At 38.8% G+C, this 24,219-nt stretch carries 21 protein-coding genes and 1 tRNA gene; 16 read left to right on the top strand and 6 right to left on the bottom strand.

Annotated elements, in window-relative coordinates; all coding sequences use genetic code 11:
• Positions 1-10 precede the first annotated feature (10 nt).
• The gene (locus ND811_RS07850) at positions 11-442 is read right to left on the bottom strand and encodes a lipoprotein (protein WP_265351505.1); all 432 of its coding nucleotides are present in this window, start codon (positions 440-442) and stop codon (positions 11-13) included.
• A complete protein-coding gene (locus tag ND811_RS07845; protein ID WP_265351504.1) occupies positions 443-1,132 on the bottom strand; it encodes a hypothetical protein in 690 nt (229 codons plus the stop codon). It lies immediately after the preceding gene.
• 21 nt (positions 1,133-1,153) lie between these two features.
• Here ND811_RS07845 and ND811_RS07840 point away from each other — a divergent pair, with 21 nt between their 5' ends.
• Genes ND811_RS07840 through ND811_RS07810 form a run of 7 tightly spaced genes read left to right on the top strand, consistent with a single transcriptional unit; the run spans position 1,154 to position 8,595 of the window.
• Complete coding sequence (locus ND811_RS07840; RefSeq protein ID WP_265351503.1) at positions 1,154-2,704, top strand: M16 family metallopeptidase; 1,551 nt, start codon at positions 1,154-1,156, stop codon at positions 2,702-2,704.
• Positions 2,701-4,104, top strand: coding sequence for a M16 family metallopeptidase (locus ND811_RS07835; RefSeq protein ID WP_265351502.1), 1,404 nt, complete (start codon positions 2,701-2,703; stop codon positions 4,102-4,104). Before ND811_RS07840 ends, ND811_RS07835 begins: the two co-directional genes overlap by 4 nt.
• The gene (locus ND811_RS07830) at positions 4,104-4,943 is read left to right on the top strand and encodes an MBL fold metallo-hydrolase (RefSeq protein WP_265351501.1); all 840 of its coding nucleotides are present in this window, start codon (positions 4,104-4,106) and stop codon (positions 4,941-4,943) included. Before ND811_RS07835 ends, ND811_RS07830 begins: the two co-directional genes overlap by 1 nt.
• The gene (locus ND811_RS07825) at positions 4,940-5,599 is read left to right on the top strand and encodes an O-methyltransferase (RefSeq protein WP_265351500.1); all 660 of its coding nucleotides are present in this window, start codon (positions 4,940-4,942) and stop codon (positions 5,597-5,599) included. Before ND811_RS07830 ends, ND811_RS07825 begins: the two co-directional genes overlap by 4 nt.
• A 58-nt stretch (positions 5,600-5,657) precedes the next feature.
• Positions 5,658-6,410 (top strand): hypothetical protein, encoded by a 753-nt coding sequence (locus tag ND811_RS07820; protein WP_265351499.1) that lies wholly within the window; start codon positions 5,658-5,660, stop codon positions 6,408-6,410.
• A 51-nt stretch (positions 6,411-6,461) separates the two neighbouring features.
• Positions 6,462-7,802: an N-acetylmuramoyl-L-alanine amidase gene (locus ND811_RS07815; protein WP_407658891.1), complete on the top strand. Its 1,341-nt coding sequence runs from the start codon at positions 6,462-6,464 to the stop codon at positions 7,800-7,802.
• A gap of 19 nt (positions 7,803-7,821) precedes the next feature.
• Positions 7,822-8,595 carry a hypothetical protein gene (locus ND811_RS07810; protein ID WP_265351497.1) on the top strand — a complete coding sequence of 258 codons (774 nt, stop codon included), beginning with the start codon at positions 7,822-7,824 and terminating at the stop codon, positions 8,593-8,595.
• Between the two features lie 8 nt (positions 8,596-8,603).
• On the opposite strand, the gene ND811_RS07805 is transcribed toward ND811_RS07810, so the two are convergent.
• Together ND811_RS07805 and ND811_RS07800 are read right to left on the bottom strand one after the other, a co-directional pair.
• Positions 8,604-8,690 (bottom strand) — tRNA-Leu (locus ND811_RS07805).
• A 4-nt stretch (positions 8,691-8,694) separates the two neighbouring features.
• Positions 8,695-9,099: a PaaI family thioesterase gene (locus ND811_RS07800; RefSeq protein WP_002973585.1), complete on the bottom strand. Its 405-nt coding sequence runs from the start codon at positions 9,097-9,099 to the stop codon at positions 8,695-8,697.
• Between the two features lie 162 nt (positions 9,100-9,261).
• On the opposite strand from ND811_RS07800, the gene ND811_RS07795 reads away from it, so the two are divergent.
• The 4 genes from ND811_RS07795 to sufB all read left to right on the top strand — a co-directional run bounded on the left by ND811_RS07795 (position 9,262) and on the right by sufB (position 15,551).
• A complete protein-coding gene (locus ND811_RS07795; RefSeq protein WP_265351496.1) occupies positions 9,262-11,802 on the top strand; it encodes an RAD23 family protein in 2,541 nt (846 codons plus the stop codon).
• Positions 11,803-11,983: 181 nt separating this feature from the next.
• A complete protein-coding gene (locus tag ND811_RS07790) occupies positions 11,984-13,492 on the top strand; it encodes an ATP-binding cassette domain-containing protein (RefSeq protein WP_265351624.1) in 1,509 nt (502 codons plus the stop codon).
• A 35-nt stretch (positions 13,493-13,527) separates the two neighbouring features.
• Positions 13,528-14,121, top strand: coding sequence for a peroxiredoxin (locus ND811_RS07785; protein WP_004788801.1), 594 nt, complete (start codon positions 13,528-13,530; stop codon positions 14,119-14,121).
• A 35-nt stretch (positions 14,122-14,156) separates the two neighbouring features.
• Positions 14,157-15,551, top strand: coding sequence for a Fe-S cluster assembly protein SufB (sufB, locus tag ND811_RS07780; protein ID WP_265351495.1), 1,395 nt, complete (start codon positions 14,157-14,159; stop codon positions 15,549-15,551).
• 101 nt (positions 15,552-15,652) lie between these two features.
• Here sufB and ND811_RS07775 read toward each other — a convergent pair whose 3' ends face one another.
• On the bottom strand, positions 15,653-15,955 hold the full coding sequence (locus ND811_RS07775; RefSeq protein ID WP_265351494.1) for a transmembrane 220 family protein: 303 nt from the start codon (positions 15,953-15,955) through the stop codon (positions 15,653-15,655).
• A 72-nt stretch (positions 15,956-16,027) separates the two neighbouring features.
• Here ND811_RS07775 and ND811_RS07770 point away from each other — a divergent pair, with 72 nt between their 5' ends.
• Both ND811_RS07770 and ND811_RS07765 read left to right on the top strand, forming a co-directional pair.
• Positions 16,028-17,263, top strand: coding sequence for a PQQ-dependent sugar dehydrogenase (locus tag ND811_RS07770; RefSeq protein WP_265351493.1), 1,236 nt, complete (start codon positions 16,028-16,030; stop codon positions 17,261-17,263).
• 69 nt (positions 17,264-17,332) lie between these two features.
• A complete protein-coding gene (locus tag ND811_RS07765) occupies positions 17,333-19,327 on the top strand; it encodes an LTA synthase family protein (protein ID WP_265351492.1) in 1,995 nt (664 codons plus the stop codon).
• On the opposite strand, the gene ND811_RS07760 is transcribed toward ND811_RS07765, so the two are convergent.
• Complete coding sequence (locus ND811_RS07760) at positions 19,311-20,630, bottom strand: sterol desaturase family protein (RefSeq protein ID WP_265351491.1); 1,320 nt, start codon at positions 20,628-20,630, stop codon at positions 19,311-19,313. The genes ND811_RS07765 and ND811_RS07760 overlap by 17 nt on opposite strands.
• 213 nt (positions 20,631-20,843) lie before the next feature.
• Between ND811_RS07760 and rlmN the strand changes: the two genes are divergently transcribed.
• The 3 genes from rlmN to ND811_RS07745 are packed head-to-tail and all read left to right on the top strand — an operon-like array spanning position 20,844 to position 23,876.
• The gene (gene rlmN, locus ND811_RS07755; protein ID WP_100717381.1) at positions 20,844-21,902 is read left to right on the top strand and encodes a 23S rRNA (adenine(2503)-C(2))-methyltransferase RlmN; all 1,059 of its coding nucleotides are present in this window, start codon (positions 20,844-20,846) and stop codon (positions 21,900-21,902) included.
• Positions 21,889-22,173: a Cys-rich protein gene (locus ND811_RS07750; RefSeq protein WP_100717253.1), complete on the top strand. Its 285-nt coding sequence runs from the start codon at positions 21,889-21,891 to the stop codon at positions 22,171-22,173. The genes rlmN and ND811_RS07750 overlap by 14 nt, the downstream gene beginning before the upstream one ends.
• On the top strand, positions 22,170-23,876 hold the full coding sequence (locus ND811_RS07745) for an ArnT family glycosyltransferase (protein WP_265351490.1): 1,707 nt from the start codon (positions 22,170-22,172) through the stop codon (positions 23,874-23,876). Before ND811_RS07750 ends, ND811_RS07745 begins: the two co-directional genes overlap by 4 nt.
• The last annotated feature ends 343 nt before the right edge of the window (positions 23,877-24,219 follow it).

The following is a 24,219-nucleotide window of genomic DNA, read 5'->3' as shown; positions in this document are numbered from 1 at the left end:
GTTACTAAGATTATTCTAAATCTTTAGTAACGAGACGTTTCAAATTGGATTTTTGAATTTGGTATAAGAAAAAATACCTTCCTCCAATAGAAACGTTTTTATCCACAATCTTTCCTTCTTTGGATATTTCACGGAGTTCTTTGCGTCCTTTGTCCGATAGATTGGGGATGGTATATGTTTTTAATAAGTTAAGAGATTTTTGTTCCGCAATGGTTTTTGCTTCTTCGACTCTAGCAGCTTCTGTTTCCAAAACACTTGATACAGCAACTTGAAATAATGTTTCCGATATAAATCCTTCTTTTGCTTTTGTAAATTCTAATACTGCTTCATTTTCTATGTCTTTAGTTGGTGGGACAACTTCTTTGGTTTCTTTGGATTTACAGCTCCAAACGAGAATAGCAAAAGCGATAGAAAGTATAATCTTTGTTAGTGTTTTATTCATCTACAATTTCCTAGGTTCTGATATGGGAGTTTTTTCCACACGTTCCATTAATTTTGGTTGGATGTTACGGAATAGGAAAGCACATTTTGTTCGGTCTGAGTAATCTTCTTTATAGAGCTCAAGGCCATCAAAAAACCAGGCAAAGTTGTGTAAGTTTTCTACATGATTTTCTTTTTTCTCTTCGGGATTCCCCCTAACTTCGCCTAGGTTCTGGCCAATGACCGACGATTGTGATGGATTTGTAGTGTTTTGCCCTTGGGTTGTTTGGGCATTTTGGAGGAGGATTGGAGTGGCCACAGTAGTAGGAGTTATTTGAGTCCCGGTTGTAGTGGTAGTGTTTTGAGAAGTATTCGTAGCCACCCTCGTCTGCCGATCCTTTCCTTCTAGGGATGCTGTATACTCAGTAAATCCTTCTCCCAACCGATGTTTTTGTCTTTGGATCTGCAGGAGGTAGGGTAAGCTGATTTTCTCCCTTTCGATGAAAGCTCTTTGTTTACAATCTTCCCGTCTAGCCAATCCAGAAACTTCTTTGTAAGTAATGGGAATTTCGACTTTGATTTGAAAAAATTCACGAGAGATAAACCCCTCATCTTTTTCATTGAGCAATGCTTGTTCCACATAATTGGGATCTGCAATGGTAAAGAGGCGACAGGAACAAAAGAGACTTAAAATTAGAAGTTTACGAACCATTTCCAACTTCAAGACTAGTAGATGATGTCGAAATTACGAATCTTTTTCCTTTGTTTCACTCTACAATTTTTACCGCTTTTTTCCGAAGACCAATTTTTTGGAACCTCTGAGTCCCAGTTTCGAGAAAAGATCAAAACCATTCGTTTGGAAAATGGACTTACTGTTGTGATGATGAAACGAGGTACTTCGCCAACAGTTGCTTTGTACATCAAATTTCTTGTGGGTGCAGTAGATGAAACACCAGAAGAAGCGGGCACAGCCCATCTTTTGGAACATATGCTCTTCAAAGGAACAAAAACTGTGGGAACTACAGATTTCGAAAAAGAAGAAAAATACCAAAAACAAATTGAAGTTTGGGGAACGGAACTTGATGACATCAAATTAAAAATTCGAGATCTCACCACAAGGGGAGAAATCATTCCACCTTCTTTGCAACAAGAAGCGGATACTTTGAATCGTAGATTAAAAAATCTGATCCAATTACAAGACAGCTTTATTGTGAAAAATGAGGATTCTTATATTTATGAACAAAATGGTGAGGTGGGTTTTAATGCTTATACTTCACAAGATGTAACCAATTATCAAATCCAACTTCCTAATAACCGAATTGAAGTTTGGGCAAAGATTGAATCAGATCGGCTAAAAAATCCCGTATTACGTGAATACTATACAGAAAGAGATGTTGTGATTGAAGAACGTCGGATGAGAACCGATGACAGTGGGGCTGGTGTCCTAAGAGAAAAATTTTTCTCTATCGCTTTTGAAAGCCATCCTTACAGAAAACCAGTGATTGGATATTCGACAGGTCTTCCTTTTTTAAAAATTGAAGATACAAAAGCCTTCTTTCAAAAACATTACACTCCCGATCGGATGGTGATTTCTGTTGTTGGGCAATTTGATTTTGAAGAAACAGAGTCCATTATTAGGAAATATTTTTCCGATTTAAAACCGGGGAAACCAAGACCAACGTATAAGGTAGAAGAAAAATCGTTCCCAGGTGAAAAACGATTTAAAGTATATCATCCCTCTGGAAGTCAAATGATGATGGGGTTTTTAAAGCCTCCTTATCCACATAAAGACAATTCTTCCTTTGATGTATTGTCCACTGTCCTTACTTCAGGAACTGGATCAAGATTATACAAGCGACTGGTTTTAGAAGAAAAACTAGCAGTAAGTGTGGGAGCGGCCAATGGTTATCCAGGAGAAAGATACCAAAACTATTTTGTATTTTTTGTGAAACCAAGGGAAGATGCCAAACCGGAACTTATTGAAAATATCATTTGGGAAGAATTATCTAAAATAAAAGAAAATGGAATCCCAAAAGAAGAATTGGATAAAGTAAAAAACCATATGGTTTCGGACTTTATCAAAACTATGGACGAAAACGCAAGTATTGCAGATCTTTTAAGTTACTATCAATTGTTATATGGCGATTGGGCAGGGCTCTTCCGACAATACACCTCCATCATGCAGACCTCATCAAAGGATATTCAATCTTTGATTCCAACTTATCTATCCAAAGATAAAGTAGTTGTTGGTGTATTGGAAGATGTAAGGAAAAAATCAGAATGAAAAGTAAGATTATATTTTTAATAGGTATTAGTTTTTTTAGCCTTTCTGCACGGGAGATGGGCGATTTTGTTCGTGATTTAAAGTTCAAACCTTTAGAGTTTGAAGTCCCCAAAATCAGTTCCGTGAAACAACCATCAGGCGTTGAAGTTTTTTCTTTGAAAAATTCTGAGTTCCCTATCGTGTATGCAGATCTTTATGTTTATCATGGGAAAAAACATTTAGGAAAACGACCAGTTGAAATTACTAGATTACTGGAAGATAGTTGGGAACTGTCGGGATCAAAAACTTATCCCAAAGAAAAGTTTTTGGAAACTTTAGAGTTTTATGGAGCAACCTTTTCTGTTACAATTGATTACGAAAAAACTATGTTTAGTTTTGCTTATCTAAAATCCACGGAAAAGGAAGTTCTTCCCGTTATACAATCCTTTTTTAATGCGCCAAATTTAGATGAGTCCTTAATGAAAACTACAAAGGGAAAACTCTCTGAAGAAATCAAACGCAGAAATGATAATCCTACGGCTCTTGGTTCTAGGAAAGCAAAAGAGTCTTTGTTTCGGGGAACTCTTTTGGGAACTTCGATGCAGCTAACTTCCTTGGAATCACTTTCGTTGGAAAATTTAGTCCAATTTCAAAAAGAGATTTTGTCTGCAGAGAAACGAAGATTCCTTGTGACTGGTGATTATGATTTAAAAGCTTTTGATAATTTTTTTCCTAAATTCAATGAGAAAACAGATGAACGCGAATCGGAACTAATTACTCCCTCCCTGTTATCAGAAAATGTAAAAAAAGAAGGTAAGGAAATTCGGCTCATAACAAAGGATGTAAACCAAACTTTTATTTCCATGATAGGAGTCCTTCCAGAACACAATCATCCTGATTTTTATGCCATTCAAGTTTTAAATTATATTATTGGCGCCGGCGGATTTAACTCCTATTATATGAGGGAGATTCGAAACAATCGAGGACTAGCTTATTCCGCAGGTAGTAATACGGAATTCCAGGAAAATTATGGAACCATTCAATTCTTTGCTATGACAAAAACGGAATCGGCAAAGGAAGTCCTTAGTCTTATGCGTGAACTGATCCAACCTAAACTGATTGATTCACTTACAGAAGAGGAATTAGTTCGTGCCAAAAATGCTATCATCAATCAATTTGTTTTTCAATTTGAGGATGATAAACGGACACTTATGAGCGAAGTGCGCAGACGTGATCATAAAATGCCTGATGGTTACCTACAAAATTTTAGAAGCGAAATTGATCGTCTGACTCTTTCTGATTTAAAGCGAGTTGGTAAATTGTATTTTCAATCAGATAAGTTGATTGTTACTGTTGTGGGACCTAAAACTTTAGAATCTTCCTGGAAAGGATCTGTTAAAGTTTTGAATCCAGAAGATTGATGTTAACAGCAAGTTTTGAATACAAAGGAACCAAGTTTGAAGGACTTTCCGAAGGAGGGATTCGGACGTCCATCATTTGTCCTTCGCTTGATTTTATGTTTGATTTCGGATTTATCAATCCTGATAAAATTCATATAGGAAGGATTTTATTATCCCATGCCCATCTGGACCATTCTTGTGGAATTCCATACTATGTATCGCAAAGAAGCCTTCGTAAATTACCTGTTCCCAAAATTTATCTTCCTAAATCTTTGGAACCAAAGATGTCCCAAATTTTAAAACTATATTCGGAAATTGAAGATTTTGAATATTCTTGTGAACTCATTGGGTTGAATTATGGAGACAGGGTTGAATTGAAACCCGGATATTTTTTTAAACCTTGGGAAAGTTTCCATAGAGTTCCATCCCAAGGTTATACTGTATATGAAACGAAACGAAAACTTAAGAAAGAATGGACGAGTCTAAGTTCCGAAGAGATCCGAAATAAAAAAGATTTGGGAGAAGATCCGACAGAAGAAGTTTCTCTACCTTACGTTTCATTTTCTGGGGATACAAAAATAGAATACGTATTAGAAAATGAAGATGTTCGTAAAAGTAAAATACTCTTTATGGAATGTACTTACTTTTGTGACAAAAGAGATGTGAACAGGGCACGGGAATGGGGACATACTCATTTTGATGAAATCGTAGCACATGCCTCCCTATTTGAGAATGAAGCCATTGTCTTGATTCACCCTTCTAAACGTTATAGTTATCGAGAGTTAAACGACCTTGTTCGTAAAAAAGTTCCGTCAATTTTAAAAGATAGAATTTCTTTATTTTTACCTCCTAAGTCATGAAACCAAGGCCAAGCATTTACATTCCAGATTTGGAGCCATATATTGATTCTAGTCTTGTATACAAACCGAATTCTGTTTTTGCAGAAATGGAAACTTATGCCAAAGAGAAAAATATTCCCATAGTAACTGCAGCCACTGGGGCAGTTTTATCTCATTTAGTTTCTCTCGTTAGGCCCAAACAAATTTTGGAATTAGGAACAGGGCTTGGATATTCTACTCTTTGGATGGCGCAAGGATCACGAGAGACAAGGTTTGTGACTGTGGATCGCCATAAAGAACAGGCGGACCTAATGGATGGATATGCTAAAAAAATGGGAATATTGGAGCAAATTCATGTTAAACGGGTGACTGACTCCGTAATGGATTATTTGGCAAAGGAATATGATGAATGGATGAATTCGGATTTATTTTTTGTAGATTGTGATAAAATCACCTATCCTGAAATCTTTCGTATTTTATGGGAGAAAGCAAAACCGGGATCTTATTTTTTATTTGATAATATGCTCTGGCATGGCCGAGTCCTTAAGCCTGATCCGAAAAAACCTTCTGATTTAGCGGTGATGGCACTTTGGGATGAGGTGAAATCCCAAGTTTCTGGATATACTTTGTATCCCGTTGGAGATGGATTACTCTTTTTTCAAAAGGATAAAAAATAGTAGTCAATCCTCCTGAATTTTTGGTAATCTGCTCCTTGGTTTAAGGAGAACAAGTTTCGTGTTAAAAAATAGTTTCATCATTCTTTTGTTTTGTTTCTTTTCTTTGTCTATCTCAGCCCAGGAGTCGGGGGGACAAGAAAAAGGGAAAGAGTCCTTCGAGGAACTAGACAAACTCGACCAAGGGAATAACTTAGAACGCAAACAATACAAAAATATCTCGGAAAATAACAAAGACCGAGTTATCAATGCAATTAAACTTCTAACTATTGTTACTGCTAATTTTGGGGACGAAGTTCCTGATTCTAAAACAGCCTTAGAAAAAATCAGAAAAGACTACCAAGTGGTATTGCGTTATTACTACCGCAGGGCTTATATTGCTTCTGGAAAAGCGATGGTCGCATTAGAAAAAGACATTACGAATCTTCTTGGAAAATTTGCAAAAAATTACGATACGAAAACACAAAACCTTCTTGCTGAATGTGCGGATGTGATCACAAACCAAGAACAAGCTCAACTTGTAGAAAATTCTGGGGAAGGATCTAAAGTCATCATTCCTTACCGCGAAATCGCGGAGGCCCAACAAAAACTTCGTATTGCCTACGGACAAATGGGACTGGCTACCGATATGTCACGCGAGGATAGATTTTACGATTCGATCGTTCATTACCGAATTGCAAAAGATTACGGAATCAAAATTCTCTCCGACTTTAAAGAATCTGATGCTGACAAAAAAGCCATCTCCGATAAATACGGAAAAGACTTAAGTGATAATAGAAACCAAATCTTTGGGCAACAGCAAAGTACAAAATAGAACATAAACTTTTTCTTTTCTCCGTTCACTAGTGAACGGAGAATGACCATCGTGGTCTTTTTATCCTCTCTAAACTTACATAAATCTATACTCATTCTCTGGTTTGCATTTATTTCCTTTTCTCTGGAAGCTGTACCTGTCTTTCGGATTGTTGTGGATCCTGGTCACGGAGGAATTGCCAAAGATCCCAAAGCACAACATGGAGACAAATATGATAGTATCACTCAAACTTACTTAGAAACTTACAAACAAGGAACAGAACACGGAAATATCACAGAGAGAAAGGTTGTTCTTGATTTAGCAAAAGAAGTCCATAAGATCCTAAAACTTACTGAAACAGAAGCCGGTTGGAAAGAATTTGAAGGTTACCTAAAACTCTTCTCTAAAAAATCAGATTTTCAAAGGGTGATCTTAGAGAGTAAACTTACCCGCGAATCATCCTTTGACGATGACCCAAACTCAGATGATCCTAATGCAGCTTACCGTTTGTATGACTTCCCTGATCCAAAAACAGGCGTGAGGCGAAAAGGTAGACTTTCCAAAATCAATGAATTAAAACCGCAACTTGTTTTGTCCTTACATTTGAATCCTGCGAGCAAAGGACAAACAGGGGGAATGGGGGCGGTTCTCACTCCTGGCTATAAAACTTTTTCTAAATTAAAAAAAATCTCTGAAAAGAAAAGTTCACCAAATGGTTTTACGAATGGTCCTTGGTCGGAGTGGCTAATTTTCCAATCGGGTTGGTCTAAATTGGAAAATGCGATTGCTGATACTTGGATTTATTTTCACGGGTATTGGTCTAAAAAAAACGGAAAAGATACAGATCTATCTAAGTTTGAAGGTTACCGTCAAAATATGATTAGTTGGCGTTATGCTGATGAATCCAATTGGGAGAAACAAATTGGAAAACCTGGGCCTTATGCCACAAACCATGAATCCTTTTTAGAGACTGGTAAATTTTGGGAGAGGGAGAAAGGTAAAAAAGAGGAATGGAGAAGGGAAGGAGGGAAAGAAGGTTTTGGTGGTGATAATCATTATGTAACTAAGGAACTGATGCGTTTTGTTCAATATGGTTTGCCTGTTCAATTGAAAGAAAAAAATTCGCCTTACCCAGAGCTTGGTCCAATTCAAAAACCCTATATTTCGACATATAGTTTACCTACCTATATCAACGCACTATGCGCCTTTATTGAAATTGGATATGTAAATCGAAGCCGAGATATGAAGTATTTAACTCAAAACAAAAAAGAAACAGCCATCTCCCTTGCTGTAGGTATTTATTCATTGTTTGTCGGTTTGGATGTTAAAAAAAACGCAAACCTCCCTTATCAACCGAAAGGTAAAAAGGTAAACTGGGAACGTTATGAAACTTATTTTGATGAGGTTTTATAATTTGTCCTTAGAAAAAAGTATGAAGCCAAAAAAAGAATCTTCCAAAGTATTAAACCATCCACTCTTTCGAGAGCTGATTGAAATGTATCAAAACTCTCTGCAAAAAAGATATTCGCCGGAAAATTTGAAACTTTATCCAGAGTTTAGTTCTATATCTCGAATCAAAATAGATCAATTACTACAATTTTTTTTGGAATATCTGTATCCAGAGTATTCCAAAAGAAAGGAGCTCGATTCCGCCTTTGATGCGTTATCTGGATTTGTGAATCATCCCACAAAAATTTGGGGAATCCTTGGGAATTTAGCAATGTCTATCTTTCGATTTGGAAAACACTTTCCTATGGCACTAAGAGCGGGACTTGCTGCTTTACATTCCTATGTAACAGCCCATCAGTTTGAAGAAGAACTTGTATTGGAGCTTGACCGTCATGAAAATCAAGTTGGTTTACTCAATTCCGAGTTTGCGATGGAATTTCTAATCTCAAAGGTTGAAAAAGAAAAAGCAGATGCTTTCAGAAAAGACATCGGTGCACTTTTTAAAGTATTTTCGGATGCAGAACTCATCCGAAAGATCATTCTGATTATGGAAGACATTCTTCTAAAGATGGAATCAAAAGGAAGTCTATATACAGAGGAAGATCGAAAAGGAATTTCGTTAGGAGTTGCCATTTTAAAAGAGGGAAGGAAAATCTTTGATGAGATGAACAAAGAGGAAATTCACCTTATCTTACAAGCCATAGACAGAATCGAAGAAGATTTTTATCTAAAGGCTTGTGAGAGGAGTTCGAACTAAATTACTGTTGGTACCGATGGCCGGAATCGAACCGGCATGATGTTACCATCGGTGGATTTTGAATCCACTGCGTCTACCAATTCCACCACATCGGCATAATCAGTCTTCAGCTTCGATATATTTACCTTTTCCGCGGGCCACTATTTTGCCGATCTCATTTTCTATTTCAGCACGGTTTTCTATGATTTTTTTATTCTTTTTCACAAACCAACCACGTAAGTGTAATGGCTCATTCACTTTTGCTGGTTGCAAAAAACGAATGGTGAGTTCACCTGTTGTGGTTTCGAAATTCATCGCTTCGTTGATCTTAACCATGATTTCATCCAAGATGGTAGAAATAATCCCTGGGTGGATTTGATCTGGTAAACCCTGGTATTTTTCGGGGCAGGTGTAATCACCGAAGGCAGTTTTTGTGTCTTCGTCGAAGGTGATTTTTAACTGCAACCCGTCTGCATTGTCCGGTGAGGAAGCAAAGCTGAGATTTTTTTTCGCAACGGATTTCATGCCACCATGAAACGCAAGAATTTCTCTTGTGTCAAGCAGAAAAAGAACTTGCGGTCATTTTGGCTGAAAATGCCCCGGAAAATGCTAGGAAATTGAATATTCTTTGATTATACCTAAAGTTACTGCATAGTAAACCTCGAAAATAAAGAATAGAACCCTTTTATGTTAACCACCCTTATGATGTTACTCGGTCTTTCCGGCACAGGTGCCGACCTCAAGGAGATCGCTGGGAGCGAGGGGGGAACACGGCCTAGTCAAGATCTAAGTCCTAGGCAGAGACGAAGACAAAAACAAAAACAGGCCGAAGAAATTGAAGAAACACAACCGAGACCAAAACAACCCAAAATAGAAAGGCAAACGAAAGGTGGTCGGGGGCAGGAATTAAATTTCCAAACAGATCCTAAAGAACCTAAATCTAAACCAAAACCTCTTTCGGAAAGAGGATTGGATTTTGAAACAGACGATGATTATGAAAAAAATGAGTCTGATGTTGCAAGTTCTGAGAAAGAACCAAAACAAGGAAGGAGTGGTAGAAGGGAAAAACAAAAAGCTCCTAAATCTCTCAGCGATCTTCCGTTAGGTGAGTTTGGAGAAGAAAGTTCCGAATCATCCTCATCCGGTGAAAGACAGAGAAGAGAAAAACCTGACATTAGTTTTTCTGCCGATGATATCATCTCCAAAAACTCGAAGTATTCCTTTCATAGAAGGCCACTTCTTAATGCAGAAGCACTTGTGGAAGCTGAACAAGTCGAAGAAGCGATTGAGATTTTTGAAAGGACAGGGAACCGGATTCCTGACCAAGAGATCAAAGAAAAAATTAAGAAGAATATTCAGGATTTAGAGGAGTTTTTAGAAGATAACCCTCCACCGGAAAAAGGAGGGGAACCTGGTAAGGTTGAGAAACCTAAAAAGAAGGATTCTAAATCCGGCGGACAAACAAAACCTGACAAAGATTTAACAGATCTTGTTTCTGCATTGAAGGAAGTTTCGGAACTATTTGCAGAATCAATTGCAAGGGCCATTCAATTTGCCCAAAGTTCGCAACCGCCTAACTTCCCTCAATCGCCCCAACTGCCTTCACAAAATGTTGGATCTCCAGCGCCCATTATCCCTCCAAATAGGATGGAAACTCCACAACAAGGAGGGAAACCACCGGTCGAGACCCCCATTTCCACTCCTCAAGTAAATCAAAATGTGGCAGGGGGAAACCAGTTAGTCCATCCCATCGTTTATCAATTTCTACAATCTTCCCCGCAAGCTCCAGGATTTGATCCCAAAGTCATCCAAAACCAAGACCAACTCTTACAATCGTTAAACCAAGGTTTGACGAGCGGTGGTCTTGCTGGCGCTCTCCCTGGGACTCCTATGGCACCGCCAGGTTCAGGAATTGTGGGACCTTTTTATGTTCCTCCTGATATACAGGGCCAACCCGGATTGCCCGGAGTTTCTGGAAGTCCTGGTCAAGCTGGATTTCCTAAAAAACCTATCGATTTACAAGCGCTAGCTGATCAAATTTCAAAAAAAGATGTATCTGAACTTGATCTTCCAGAAGATACTTTTTTCTCGAGCGACTGGAAACAGTTTAAGGATCTTCCACTAGTTGATCGAAGGTCTGGAGAAGAAAGAAGGAAAAATCCAGATAGACGAACGAATCTTGCCGGTAGGAAGGATCGAAGGTCAGGGGAAGATCGAAGGAAAAAAGACCGATTCCATGAGAGGGAAGAGTTTTTAAAAAACCAAGCGCTAAAGAAAATAGAAAAAAAAGCAAAAGAACTAGAAGCGCAAGGCGAAGAAACTTCTCTCAACGATTTACTAAAACCATACTTTCCTGACCAACCAAACTTCAAACTTTCCGAAGATTGGGGACTTGAAACAATTAATCTTCCTGATCCGAATGATTTACGTCGAGATGAAAAAGAACCGCAACTTCATCCCCATGAACGTTCGTTAGAGGAAGAACCCAATTGGTTGGAGGCAACAACTGATTCTCTCCGTAAGGAATTAGAACTCCCGGATCCTGTTGATCCCCAAACTGATAAATTAATAAAACCAAAATCTGAGCCCAAAGAACAAGCGGATTCCAATAAATCTGAAACCATCATTGAAACAGATGTACCAATCCAGGTGGAACTCACAAACCGTCCGCTTACTAGTGAAGATTTAAGGATTGGTCTTCCCGACGCTGATGAAGTCTTTCGAGAACGAAAAAAGAGAGAAGAGGCTGGATTACCAGAAGAAGAGGAAGGGCCTTCCTTTGAGGATGCAGAAGCTCCTGAAATTGAAATTGTCGATGGAAACCTAGGGGAAATTGCCGAGGAAGAATCTCCCATCCCTCTGGATGAGATGGCAGAAAAAGCCACAGAAGAGGAACCAGAAAAAATCATCCACGGGGTTTTGGAACTAAAACCTCCCGAAGCCGATGATGCACCTTTTTTAACGCTGACTTATGACTTTGGAAAGATCCCACATGCATTCCGTTTGTCGAAGAATTATTCGATTATGGAATACTCCTATTATAAATACAAACCAATGTTAATGAAGGCTCAAGAGTTTGCTCGTCGTAAGATGTTAAAAAATGCTTTGAACTATTACCGAGTCATCAAATCACAAAATATTCCTCCCGAACTTCGTAAGATGATTAACCGTAACATTCGGGACATCACTGAGTTTATGGAAAAATTCTTAATGGCCAAAGGGAAATAACTATTGACAACTTTATTATATTTTATCAGTCTAACAAACGTAGTAGAGGTACACTCCCATGAGATTGCGGCTTAAATCAAATAGGTAAGCAAAATAAAATACTAAATCCACACTTCTCCTAATCTCTTTAGGACGAGACATGCTTACCTATTCCCTATTTGGAAAAACAGGAGCTTGTCGTATGTCCCATCATATCACCATTCAAAATGTATCATACCAATACGAATCTCAGTCGGAACCTCTGTTCCAAAATCTGAACCTACATTTCGCAAAAGGTTGGACTGGGATTGTCGGAAAAAATGGAAGTGGGAAATCCACTCTAGCCAAAATCATTTGTGGAGAGATCCTTCCTGACAAAGGGATCGTTTTGGGAAACGAGTTTGTTTGTTCGATTTCGCAAGGAACCGAAATGTCAGAAGAGGAACTGTCTTATTTTCTTTACGATGATTCCAAAGAATCCGGATTTTGGAAGAGTTTACTCGAAATCAAAATGCAATCGGTAGAGGACTATGAGTTTCTCAGTTTTGGTGAAAAACGAAGGATTCTTTTGGCAATGGCTTTGTCAAAAAATTCGGATGTATTGATTTTAGATGAACCCACAAATCATCTGGATTCCAAAACTGAGCAAATCATTCGAAATGCCATTTTGTATTACCAAGGGATTGGAATCCTCATCAGCCACGACAGGTCTTTGTTAGATGAGATTGTTACCTCTTGTGTATTTTTAGAAAAAAATTTCTTTTCCCAGCGGCCAGGAAATTATTCCGAAGGCAAAAAAGAAATAGAAAGAGAAGCAGAAGAAAGGATTCACAATTGGGAAATTGCAAAAACGGAACGTAAAAAACTGGATGCCGAACTCAAACGAAGAAGGGAAGAAGCAAGTCTCTCTCATAAACATAGATCCAAGAAGGGACTTGATCTTCATGACCATGACGGCAGGCAAAAAAAGAACTTAGCCCGAGTGACTGGTAAAGATGGCCAAGCAGGCCGATTGAAAAATCAAATCGAAAGAAGAACCGAACATTCCAAACTAAAAGAAAAACAAATTTGGGACAAACTTCCAGAAAAAGAAAATTTAGGAATTCTATGGAATAGTGTTCCTTCTAAACGAAGCACCTTATTTATGTTTGATGGTGAATCGCTCTCTATGGATATTCTGTCTTTGTCACTTGCCTCCCATTTGGTAATCCTTCCTGATTCAAAAATTGCCATCACAGGCTCCAATGGTGCAGGTAAGTCCACACTTCTCAGATATTTAGTGAAAACTTTCCAAGAGAAAGGAATTTCTTATTTGTATCTGCCTCAGGAATTTTCAAAAAACGAATTAAACATTTTACTTTGGGAATTTCAAAATTTGCCGGATGAGAAAAAGGCCAAAGTGCTTTCGGGAATTCACCGACTAGGGAGTGATCCCAAACGGTTTTCGGAATCAGAATCTCTCAGTCCAGGAGAAGGGAAAAAACTTTACCTCGCACTGCATCTGGAAAAAAGTCCAGAGGTACTTTTATTAGACGAACCCACTAACCATTTAGATCTCAAATCTTTGGAAGCTTTAGAAACTTCTCTGGCCAAACTTGGTTCTGCCCTTGTGGTGGTCAGTCACGACCGGAGATTTGTAGAAACATTGGCCAAGGAAGAATGGTGTTTGGAAAACTTGTCGGTTGTTCAAAAACATCTAGACAGAATCTAATCATTGTACTTAGAATAATTCTAAGGAGTGACTTTATGCCACAAGTGACATCACATGCCCCAGATTTTAAAGCAACCGCTGTCATCGGGGACAGTTTTAAAGAAATCAAATTGTCAGATTACAAAGGAAAATGGGTGGTTCTGTTTTTCTATCCACTCGATTTTACATTTGTATGTCCGACAGAAATTATTGAATACGATGCAAAACTCGAAGATTTTAAAAAGATCGGAGCTGAAGTTTTGGGCGTTTCTGTTGATAGCGAATTTTCACACTTAGCTTGGAAAAAAACTGCCAGAAAAGAAGGTGGTATTGGAGAGATCAAATACCCACTCATCGCTGACAAAACAAAGGAAATTGCAAAGTCTTTTGGAGTTCTTATTGAGTCTGGTCCTGATGCAGGAGTTGCGTTACGCGGAACTTTTATCATCGATCCAACGGGAGTTATCCGCCAAGCAACTGTTAACGACCTACCAGTAGGACGTAACATTGAAGAAGCTCTTCGCCTGATCAAAGCTTTCCAATTTGTGGAAAAACACGGTGAAGTTTGCCCTGCGAACTGGGACGAAGGAAAGAAAACGATGAAAGCTGATCCTACTGGATCCAAAGCTTACTTCGCTTCTGTAAATTAATTTAGTATTCTCTACAAGTAGAGAAGGGAGAAACAATGGAATCAACAGCTGGCTTAGACAAGGTTTCCTTAGAATTTTACAAACCTGATAACTTTCCAAAGGGACTCACTCGTAAGGTTGTTGAATCCATTTCCCATATTAAAAATGAACCAAGTTGGCTTGCGGAATTTCGTTTAAAGGCTTTTGAAGTTTATGAACAGAAACCAATGCCGACTTGGGGATTCATTCCGCAATTTCAGATCAATATTGATGACTATGTACATTACGTAGGTTCCAACCAAAAAAAGAAAAAATCTTGGGACGAAGTGGATCCCGAAATCCTACGTAGTTTTGAAAAATTAGGAATTCCCGAACACGAAAGGAAATACCTTGCCGGAATCGAAACCATGAACGATTCCGAAACCATATATGCCAATGTCAAAAAAGAACTCACTGATTTAGGAATTCTTTTTTGTGACATTGATACCGCCATCAGGGAATACCCAGAACTGGTTCGAGAATATTTGGGAACTGTAGTCACCATTGGTGATAATAAGTTTTCGGCGCTGAACTCTTGTGTTTTTAGCGGTGGATCCTTTGCTTATATTCCTAAGGGAGTCAAAACTCCCATGCCTCTTCAGGCTTACTTTAAAGTAACAGCTGCTAGTTCCGGACAATATGAACGCACACTTCTCATTGCCGATGAAGGAGCTCATTTGGAATATAGCGAAGGTTGTACTTCTGTCCAAGACAAAGGAACTAACTTCCACACGGCAGTGGTAGAGCTTGTTGCCAAAAAGAATTCTAAAATCTTTTATACCACCATTCAAAATTGGAAAAAGAATATGTACAATTGGACTGTGAAACGGGGGATCTGCGAAGAAGCAGCTCACATCACTTGGACAGATTGTAACATCGGTGCCAATACAATCAAATACCCAGGGATCATTTTACAAGGGGATCATTCGACAGGAGATGTTTTGTCTTTAGCCTTTGCTGGAAGTGGGCAAGTGCAAGATACGGGAGCTCGGATCATCCATGTCGGAAAAAACACCCGTTCTAATATCCTAGCCAAAGGTGTGGCCTTAGATGGAGGAATCAATTCCTACCGCGGTCTTGTAAAGTTTGAACCATCTAGCAAGGGTTCGTATAGCCATATCAAATGTGATGGACTGATGATGGATAACCGTTCTCAGTCACATGCATATCCTTACAATGATGTATCAGGAGAAGAGGGCACATTGAATTATGAAGCCACTGTCTCCAAAATTGATGACGACCAATTGTTTTACCTCCAATCCCGCGGGATGTCTGAAGATGATGCGAAGTTACTCATCATCAATGGATTTTGTGAAGGGGTCACCAAACATTTAGATGTGGAGTATTCTGTTGAGATGACAAAACTTATCAAAATGATATTAGAAGATGGAAAGGTGATTGCCGAAAAATAAATTTCGGCAATCCATTTTCTCTTAGATCCCTTTTTGTATTTCTTCCCGTTCCTTTCACAAAGGAAAAAGAACTACCGGTAAAGTTGGAAACCGAATGGTTTTTATTTCTTAAAAACGAGAAGTGCTACCGCTGCACTAGCAATCAGTAATCCCAAAAATTCTCTCACTTCTTCCACTTCCATCCCAAAATACGGGCTGTGAGCAAAATAATATCCTGCTAAAACAAGATAAATGGGTATGAGAATCCATCCCACAAACTTGGGAACGGGGTAAAACAAACTGGCAAGGGCGATGAGCGCCACAAACGCATAAATGGGAAACCAAAGGTAAGGATCAGGATCGTTCAATTGCAAATAAGCAAAGTAGAGAAAAACGGGAATACAAAGGATTCGAAAGAGTTTCATAGATGCGGTTAAGTTTTTTGATTGCGGAGAGAAATCCAAGCCAATTATCTTAATGAGGGAACCTTTAGTAGTATGAAAATCCAAATCTTTGTTTTGTTTTCCTTTCTTTCCATGACTTTTTCTTGCGACGATTTGATTCGCGGTGTAATGAAAAATTACAATAAAAAGTATGAAACCGATGGCCAGGTGCTCGGATCCAAACCTCTTTTTATCGGTGTCGATTCCAGTCGCAAACAAGTTGCTATTTCCTTACAAGAAGTGGTGAAGGTAAAAGAGCCAACAGACATCCAGTTCCCACCGGGTGACAGTCCCTTTTTATTCGCACTGGAAAAAACAGGGGATATGATACTTTTTCATAGGGAGAAAAAAACAAGTAGGGTGCTTGCGAAATTTCCTGTGATCACAGACAGCGAAGAGGGTTTACTTGGCCTCACCTTTCATCCTAAATTTCCCAAACAACCAAAGTTATACACAAACTATGTAAAGTCAATTGGCAGTAAAGATGTCACCATCGTTTCCGAATGGGTAGTAGAAAATCCAACCGATTTCGATAGCATGAAACTTACAAACGAACGGGTGTTATTGCAAGTGGAGCAACCTTATCCTAACCACAATGGAGGGCAGTTGGCATTTGGCCCAGATGGACATTTATACATTGGGCTTGGGGATGGCGGTTGGAGAGCTGATCCGAAAAACAACGGACAAAATCCCAATACTCTTCTTGGTTCTATTTTAAGAATTAGTCCCATACCAGATCCAAACTTAAAAAAAACGTATTCCGTCCCTTCCGATAATCCTTTTGTTGGAAAAGCGGGATTTGCTCCGGAAACGTTTGCTTATGGGATTCGAAATCCTTGGCGGATGAGTTTTTCGCCTGACGGACGTTTGCTTGTTGCTGATGTGGGACAAGATGCATACGAAGAAGTGGATATCATTTTATCCGGTAAAAACTATGGTTGGAACCAAACCGAAGGTTTTCATTGTTTTACTGACGGTTGTAATACGGCACTATACGAACCTCCTTTTTATGAATATGGCAGAGACGAAGGTCAATCCATCACAGGTGGATACGTTTACACGGGATCTGCCATTCCTGATTTAAAAGGAATGTATGTTTTTGGAGATTTTATCCAAGGTAAAATATGGGCCATCCCTGTGCCAAAACCTGGAGAAAATACCAAGGTCACAGAAACGATCGCTCTTGGAAAATGGAACTTACTCATTCCCACATTTGGACGGGACAATGATGGGGAAATTTTTGTGGCAGATTACCAATCAGGAACCATTTATAAAATGGTAAAACCATAACTGTACAGTGATCAAAGACCTGCGGATTCATCTATTTTAGTTTTATGGAAGTTACTCTAAGTTTTATTTATGAAAAAACTATTTTCTAAATTGCCGTTTTACATTCGGTTTCATTTACTCCTTGCGGGTCTTGGGATTGTATTTCTTACCATTTATCGTGTCGCTTTTTTTACCATGTATTCCTATAGGATTCATGATAAATCAACTTGGATTCTATTAAAAGCTTTCGTAAAAGGGGCTCGGTTTGATATTTCCGTCTTATGTGTGTTACTTGGTGTCAGTTTACTGTATTCAAGTTTACATTTTTTTAATCGCAATAAAATATATAGGGCAGTTTGGCGAACCTTACCTGTAATTTTTATTATTCTGCTGCTATTTCTTCTCATTGCAGATTTGATTTATTATGAAAACGGAAACAAACATTTGGGATACGAGGCCTTTGCTTATCTTGGGTTTGAGATGTTGCCACTTGTTGGATCTGCTTTTTCCCAAAATCCTTTCCTATTTTTACTAGGAATCCTTGTGATTTCCGGAATTGGGTTTGGAATTTACAAAATCCAATCCAAGTTTCCCTATTCTCATGTAAACCTACATTACAAATGGGCAGGGCTTCAGTTTCTTGTGGTGCTTGCACTTCTTGTCCTTGGAATTCGTGGGGGAGTCCAAACGAGTCCCCTTCGCACAAGTGATGCCATCATTACCAAAGAAACCATCATCAACGATTTGGTTTTAAATCCTGGATTTACCGTCATCACGGACCTGAAGATGACCAAAGTCGATGACCGCCACTATATGAAGTTGGCAGAGGCAAGTGCCATTGTCCAAAAGGAAGTGAATTATCCTGGTGCCAGTTTCGTGAGTGTAGAATACCCTCTCCTTCGTAAAACAATGGTTAATACGACAAAACCTTTGCCACATATTGTGGTTGTGGTTCTCGAAGGTTGGACAGGAAAGTTTATCGATATCATTGGAACGGGGAAGGTGGATGGAAAGGTTGTCACACCTTACTTTAACCAACTCATTCGCCAAGGAATGTTCTTTAAAAACTTTTTTGCCAGTGGGGGAAGAACCACAAATGGCCTTATGGCACTGATGGGTGGAATTCCTGACAGGCCGGGTCTCACTGCCGTTCGCACTCCGCAAATCCTCAATCGTTTTTCAGGCCTTGGGAATATCGCAAAAACCATAGGGTATGAAACTTTATTTGTAACGGGAACCGATCTTAGTTTTAATAACAAAGGTAGTATCATGTACCATTGGGGGTTTGATACTCTTGTTGGTAAAACGGAGTTAGAAAAAAATCCGGAATACAAAACAGGGCCTTGGAGTTATTTGGATGAAGCATCACTCGATGCCATGCACAAACGCCTCCTGAATGTAAAACCAGAAAAACCGATTGTCTCTGTGATCCATACAGGAACCACACATTATCCTTATAAGGTGCCTGAAGAAAAGTTTCGTTTGTTTGAATCCACCACACAAGACAGTGAATACTTAAATGTTTTGCATTATGCGGATTTTGCATTGAACGGATATATGGAAAAAGCAAAAAAAGCTCCTTACTTTAAAGATACGATTTTCTTTTTTGTTTCTGATCATAGTCACCACCGGTTTCTAAATTATTATGAAGACAGAAATGTCCCCCTTCTGATTTATGCGCCGGGAAAAATCAAACCAGAACTTAGGGAAGATATCACTTCGCAACTTGATTTGATTCCCACAATCCTTGGGTTTATGGAAAGGGAAGTTTACTTTAGTGTGATGGGTCGTGATTTAAGAAAAGTAAAAGGTTCTTCTGCTTATTTTGCGTATGGGAATATCTTTGGATGGATTGAAGATGATTTTTTGTATTACCAATCAGTAACTGGTGGGCAAGGAGAAACAAAAACCATCAAACCACCGTTTGTGGATTTGGGGCTTTGTTACAAGGATATCAATTTATGCAAAAAACATGGGGATAAAACAAAAGCATTTTTGAACTTAGGGGACGAACTCCTGAAATCGAACAAATTGTTCCCTTCGGAGTCCGTTTTAAAAGAGATAAAAACTAATACCAAGTATTAGAAATATTACTGAGATCAAAGAAGGTCTTTCGTTTGATAACAATCCAAACAAGGGATACAAACGAGAGGCCTATGAGTGGGATGGCAAAAATTTCAATATTAGGAATATTGGAGTAAACTAAAGCCGCAACAAAAGCCAGAATAAATAATACGTTTCGTACCACTTCTGTTCTTCGTGACCATCGTTTCATTTCCATAGTTCGATCAATCGAAAACAAACTAAAGATGATGACAACGGATAGAATTCCAAGTGTCACCATATCTTTCTCCAAATTGATTTTGGCAACTTTCCAAATCACAAGACCCACAGCCATAAGAACAGCGGCCTGTAGTGCCACATAGATCATCACACCCATTGGAGGTTTGGGATCATATTTTAGAATTTTTGTAGGTTCTGGGGTTTCGTCTGCACTCGTGATTAGATAACTTGGTTTCCAACCTGGAGGTCCAAATATTGTTTTAAAAACATCACCAAAAGATTTGCATTCCAGAATTTGAAAAAACATGTCCTTAAACACATGTAAGTTGACTGTGATAGGGTTGAAAGAGTTAACAGGTTTTGTCAATCCGTAGATTGGTTCTTCCGTTTCCCATTCAAACGATCCAAACATCCGATCCCAAATGATAAAGATTCCGCCGTGGTTTCGGTCGATGTATTTTTTTTGCACACCGTGGTGGACCCTATGGTTGGATGGTGTCACCATAAACTCTTCTAAAAATCCCAGTTTGCCCACAAAACGAGTATGAACCACAAACTGATACACTTTTAGAATTCTATGGCTGAGTAAAAACATCTCCCAAGGAATTCCAAGAAGGGCCATTGATAGAAAATAAATATATTCGAATATTCTTTGGAGTCCATTTCCACGAAACGCAACAGACAAATTCATTTCTTGTGTGGAGTGGTGAGTAACATGAGTGGCCCAAAACAAATTGATTTCGTGGCAATGTCTATGAAACCAGTAATAAACAAAATCTGCAAAAACAACGGCAAAAGTCCATGCTCCCAGTGCCTGCCAGTTCACAGAAAAACTAGAGGAGAATTGAAACGGACTTTCCAAAGGAAAAAAATGATAACCTAAGGCGGAGAGCGAAAAATTTGTCTCTATTTTGTCGTAAACATAGAGAGCACCGAGGAGGATGACCACTCCAATCAATGCGAAGATCACACCTGTGCTGACATCAGCAATGAGAACGTTTAACCGGTAGTATTGTTTGCCTTTGATGTAGGAAACAAAGATTTCGATCCCTATCAGTGCGACCATGACGATAAAGGCATATTCCATAAAGGCGTCGCTATTCATTCGTAAATTTTCCTCACTAGATACTAGGCTTTTGAATCAGTGTGTGTAAGTCAATGTCCATTTGGTGAACCATTTTTCGAACAGGTTTCTTTTGGATTTCAAATTCGACTTGTATCAGGAAAGAATCTAAGGTAAGTCTAAAAGAATTGCCGGAAATCCTTGTCCCGACGGGGGGCAACGAAAAGATTGGCTAAAGGTGGATGTTCCAAACAAATGAAAGAGGAAATACCGGTTCTCAAAGGGAAAACCAAAAAAGAACTAGAAGAGATCTGTGTTTCTTTGGGTTTGGAAAAATACCGAGCGGCACAAATTTATACAGGCATTTATAAGAATCGTTACACGAATTTGGATCAGTTTACCACCTTATCCAAAGAGGTCCGCGAAAAATTAAAAGAACATACCCTCTATCCAGAAATTGAACTGGGTCGGGACCTCGCATCTAAAGAAGATGGGACTCGGAAGTTCACTTTTTATGTGGGTGAAAACAAAGAAATCGAAGCCGTTTGGATTCCCTCTGGTGATGGGGGAAGAAAGACCATCTGTATTTCTTCTCAAATTGGTTGTACTCTCAATTGTAAATTTTGTGCGACCGGACTTTTGGAATACAAGGGCAACCTTCATACTTGGCAAATCCTCGATCAAGTTTTGCAAGTAGAACGACTGGTCGGCGACCGTGCCACCAATATCGTGTTTATGGGAATGGGTGAACCCATGCACAATTATTTTTCTGTGATGAAGGCAGCCCATATCCTTAGAGACCAAGACGGATTTGGCCTCGGTGCCCTCCGAATTACCATTTCCACAGCAGGCGTCACCACAGGGATCAACCGGTTTATCGAAAATAAGGAACCGTTTAATTTTGCGATTTCTCTAAATCACCCTAACCCTAACTCACGTTCATCGGTTATGGATGTAAACGACAAACATCCGTTAGAGAAATTGATCGAATCAGCCAAACGTTTCACCAAGGAACTTGACCGAGCCATTACCTTTGAATACGTAATGATTCCGGACGTCAATATGGGTCGTGACAATGCGGAAAGGCTCGCAAAAATTTCTCGTTCCGTCAATAAATGCAAAATCAATGTGATCCCTCTCAATACAGATTTTACCGGATGGCGAAGGCCAACCGATGACGAAGTAAAAGACTTTGTTATGCATCTCAAAGCTAAAACAACGGCTCCCATCCTCAATCGCAGAAGTCCTGGTCGTGACATCAATGGCGCTTGTGGAATGTTAGCATTAAAAGGAATACGAAGTGAAACAAGGTAATTGGATTTTAACTCTAACGTTAGTCCTATTGGTAACAAACTGCCAAGATATAGTCGAAAAAAAATGCCAAGCGGCTTGTGAAGTTTTTATCTCTTGCACAGAAGAAGAACTAAAACTCACTTTAGCACCTGATGTCAAACGTACGGGTAGGATCCAATGTATGGATGGATGCACCACTCATAATAGCGATATTTTACAATGTTATGACCAAGAACCAAATTCTTGTAAAGGATTTGGACAATGCCTCATCCAAATTGGTACCTTAGAATGAAAGAAACACTGACTCCATCTGAAAGAATTATTTATCGAATTCTATTACTCCTCGCATCTCTACCTGTCTTATTTACGCTTCCCTTAGATGTGATTGATATTGACAGTTCGCAGTATGCAAGTATCAGCCGTGAACTCGTGTTATCTGGTGATTTTTTTACTCTATTTGATAACGGTAGAAGATACTTAGACAAACCTATATTGACGTTTTGGACCATTGCTACTTCATTTTCTCTTTTTGGAATCAGTAATATTGCCTTCCGAATCCCGGCCATTTTTTTAAGCCTTCTTTCTGTTTATTCCATTTACCGAATCACCATACTAACAGGTGGAAAAGAAAGGCAAGGTTACTTAGCATCTTTTGCTTATCTTTTGGCTCCTGGATTTTATGCGATGGTAGTGGATCCCAAAATCGATGTGTATCTGACCGCCTATTTGGTGTTTACTTATCATTTTTACTATTTAGGAAGAAAAAAAAATCCCAACTATTTCTACTTAATGTATCTCATGATGTCTATGGGCTTTATTACCAAAGGTCCAATTTCTGTAGTCATTCCTGCTCTGTCCATTGGTGGGGATATTCTATTTCGAAGGGATTGGAAGTTACTTCTTTCAATGCGAATACCAACGGGGATTCTGGTTCTTGCCTCCCTTCCTGCTTTTTGGTGTGTTCTTTTATACAAAAGTTTTAATTCCTATGGGCCTTCCTTCTTTTTGTGGATCCAATCCTTTGGTCGGTTCTACAAAGAAATGTATGATGTGAAGTTCGATCCATTTTACTTTTATAAATCTTTTTCATGGGCATTCTTTAGTGGAGTGGTGCCTATGATCATCTACATCGCATTTCGATCTTACAATTATATCAAATCTCTTGGTTGGAAAGAAATCCTTCGAAAAATCCGTTCGAATGAATACAAAGACATCGACTTTGTGATTCCGTTTTGGGTATTTTTATTTTTATTTTTAATTTCTTTTTCCAGATTTCCTCTCCCGCAATATACTTATTGGGTGCTTCCAGGGGCTGCACTCTATTTTGGCAAGATTGCCGAAGAAAGTTTATTTCGTTCGAGTGTAGAAAGGTTACGTCCTTCTTTTCTCATTGCAGGGCTTGTGTATTTAGTGGGTTACTTTCTCATTCCGGTTTTTGTTGCGGAAGTGGGAATTGTGTATTACGTATTCGGTGCCATTGGGATTTTACTGATTTTGTTACTGGCACAGCTCATTCCCTTGGAAGTGCTTGTGACACTTGTCGGTGCCACTCTGTTTTTTAGTTCCATTAGTTTACAATTTTATCCGCTACTCACAAGTTACCAGCCGGCCAAAGAGTTTGGTGCCAAAATCAAAGAACTGGAGCCAAACGAACCGGTTGTGTATACCTTTTGGTTGTCCAATTCCAAAAGATCTTATGGCTTTTATGCAGAGAGAAACTTCCGCAATGTCTATGATAAAGACAAATTGGACAGGCTTTGGTCGGAAAAACCAGAAAGGCTTCTCATCCTTCCGTCGGAAAAACTAAGCCAATTAAAAGAATTTGCCGGAAAAGATTATACCATTGAGCCCGTTTTGGAGAGGGAATCCTTTAAAGTAGCCACTCCAAACGTAGCTTTTTTGAAAAAAGAGACAAGAAACCTTGTTACAAAGAAAATTTCATTGGTTTGGCTAAAAAAAATTCAGGGGAAATCTTCTAAAAATTCGAAAGTATAACTAGGCTAAATTGTGTAAGTCTGGTTTTTAGGGCCCTTCGATGTCAGAATCAGGGCCTTTTTTTTTGCCCTAGGGAGACAGGAAAAAATCGATTGGTAACTCCCTCTAAATGAACATTGTTTCCATCGGAAACAGAAAAAGTGACTTGTCAGTTTGGAAATTTATTTCTATAAAACCTTCATTTCGTTCTTAAAAATTCCACCAATCCACGTCACATACAGGATATTTGAAGAGTTTAAAATACATTCTTGGTCTCTATACATTCCTTTCCATTTTAGTTTTATCCACAGTTGTATCGGCTCTCATTTTGTATTTGAATTGAGGACTTCTTCTTAATGTTTAC

This window comes from Leptospira soteropolitanensis (genome assembly GCF_026151655.1).
GTDB lineage: Bacteria > Spirochaetota > Leptospiria > Leptospirales > Leptospiraceae > Leptospira_A > Leptospira_A soteropolitanensis.
This window is presented reverse-complemented; position numbering and strand designations above follow the sequence as displayed.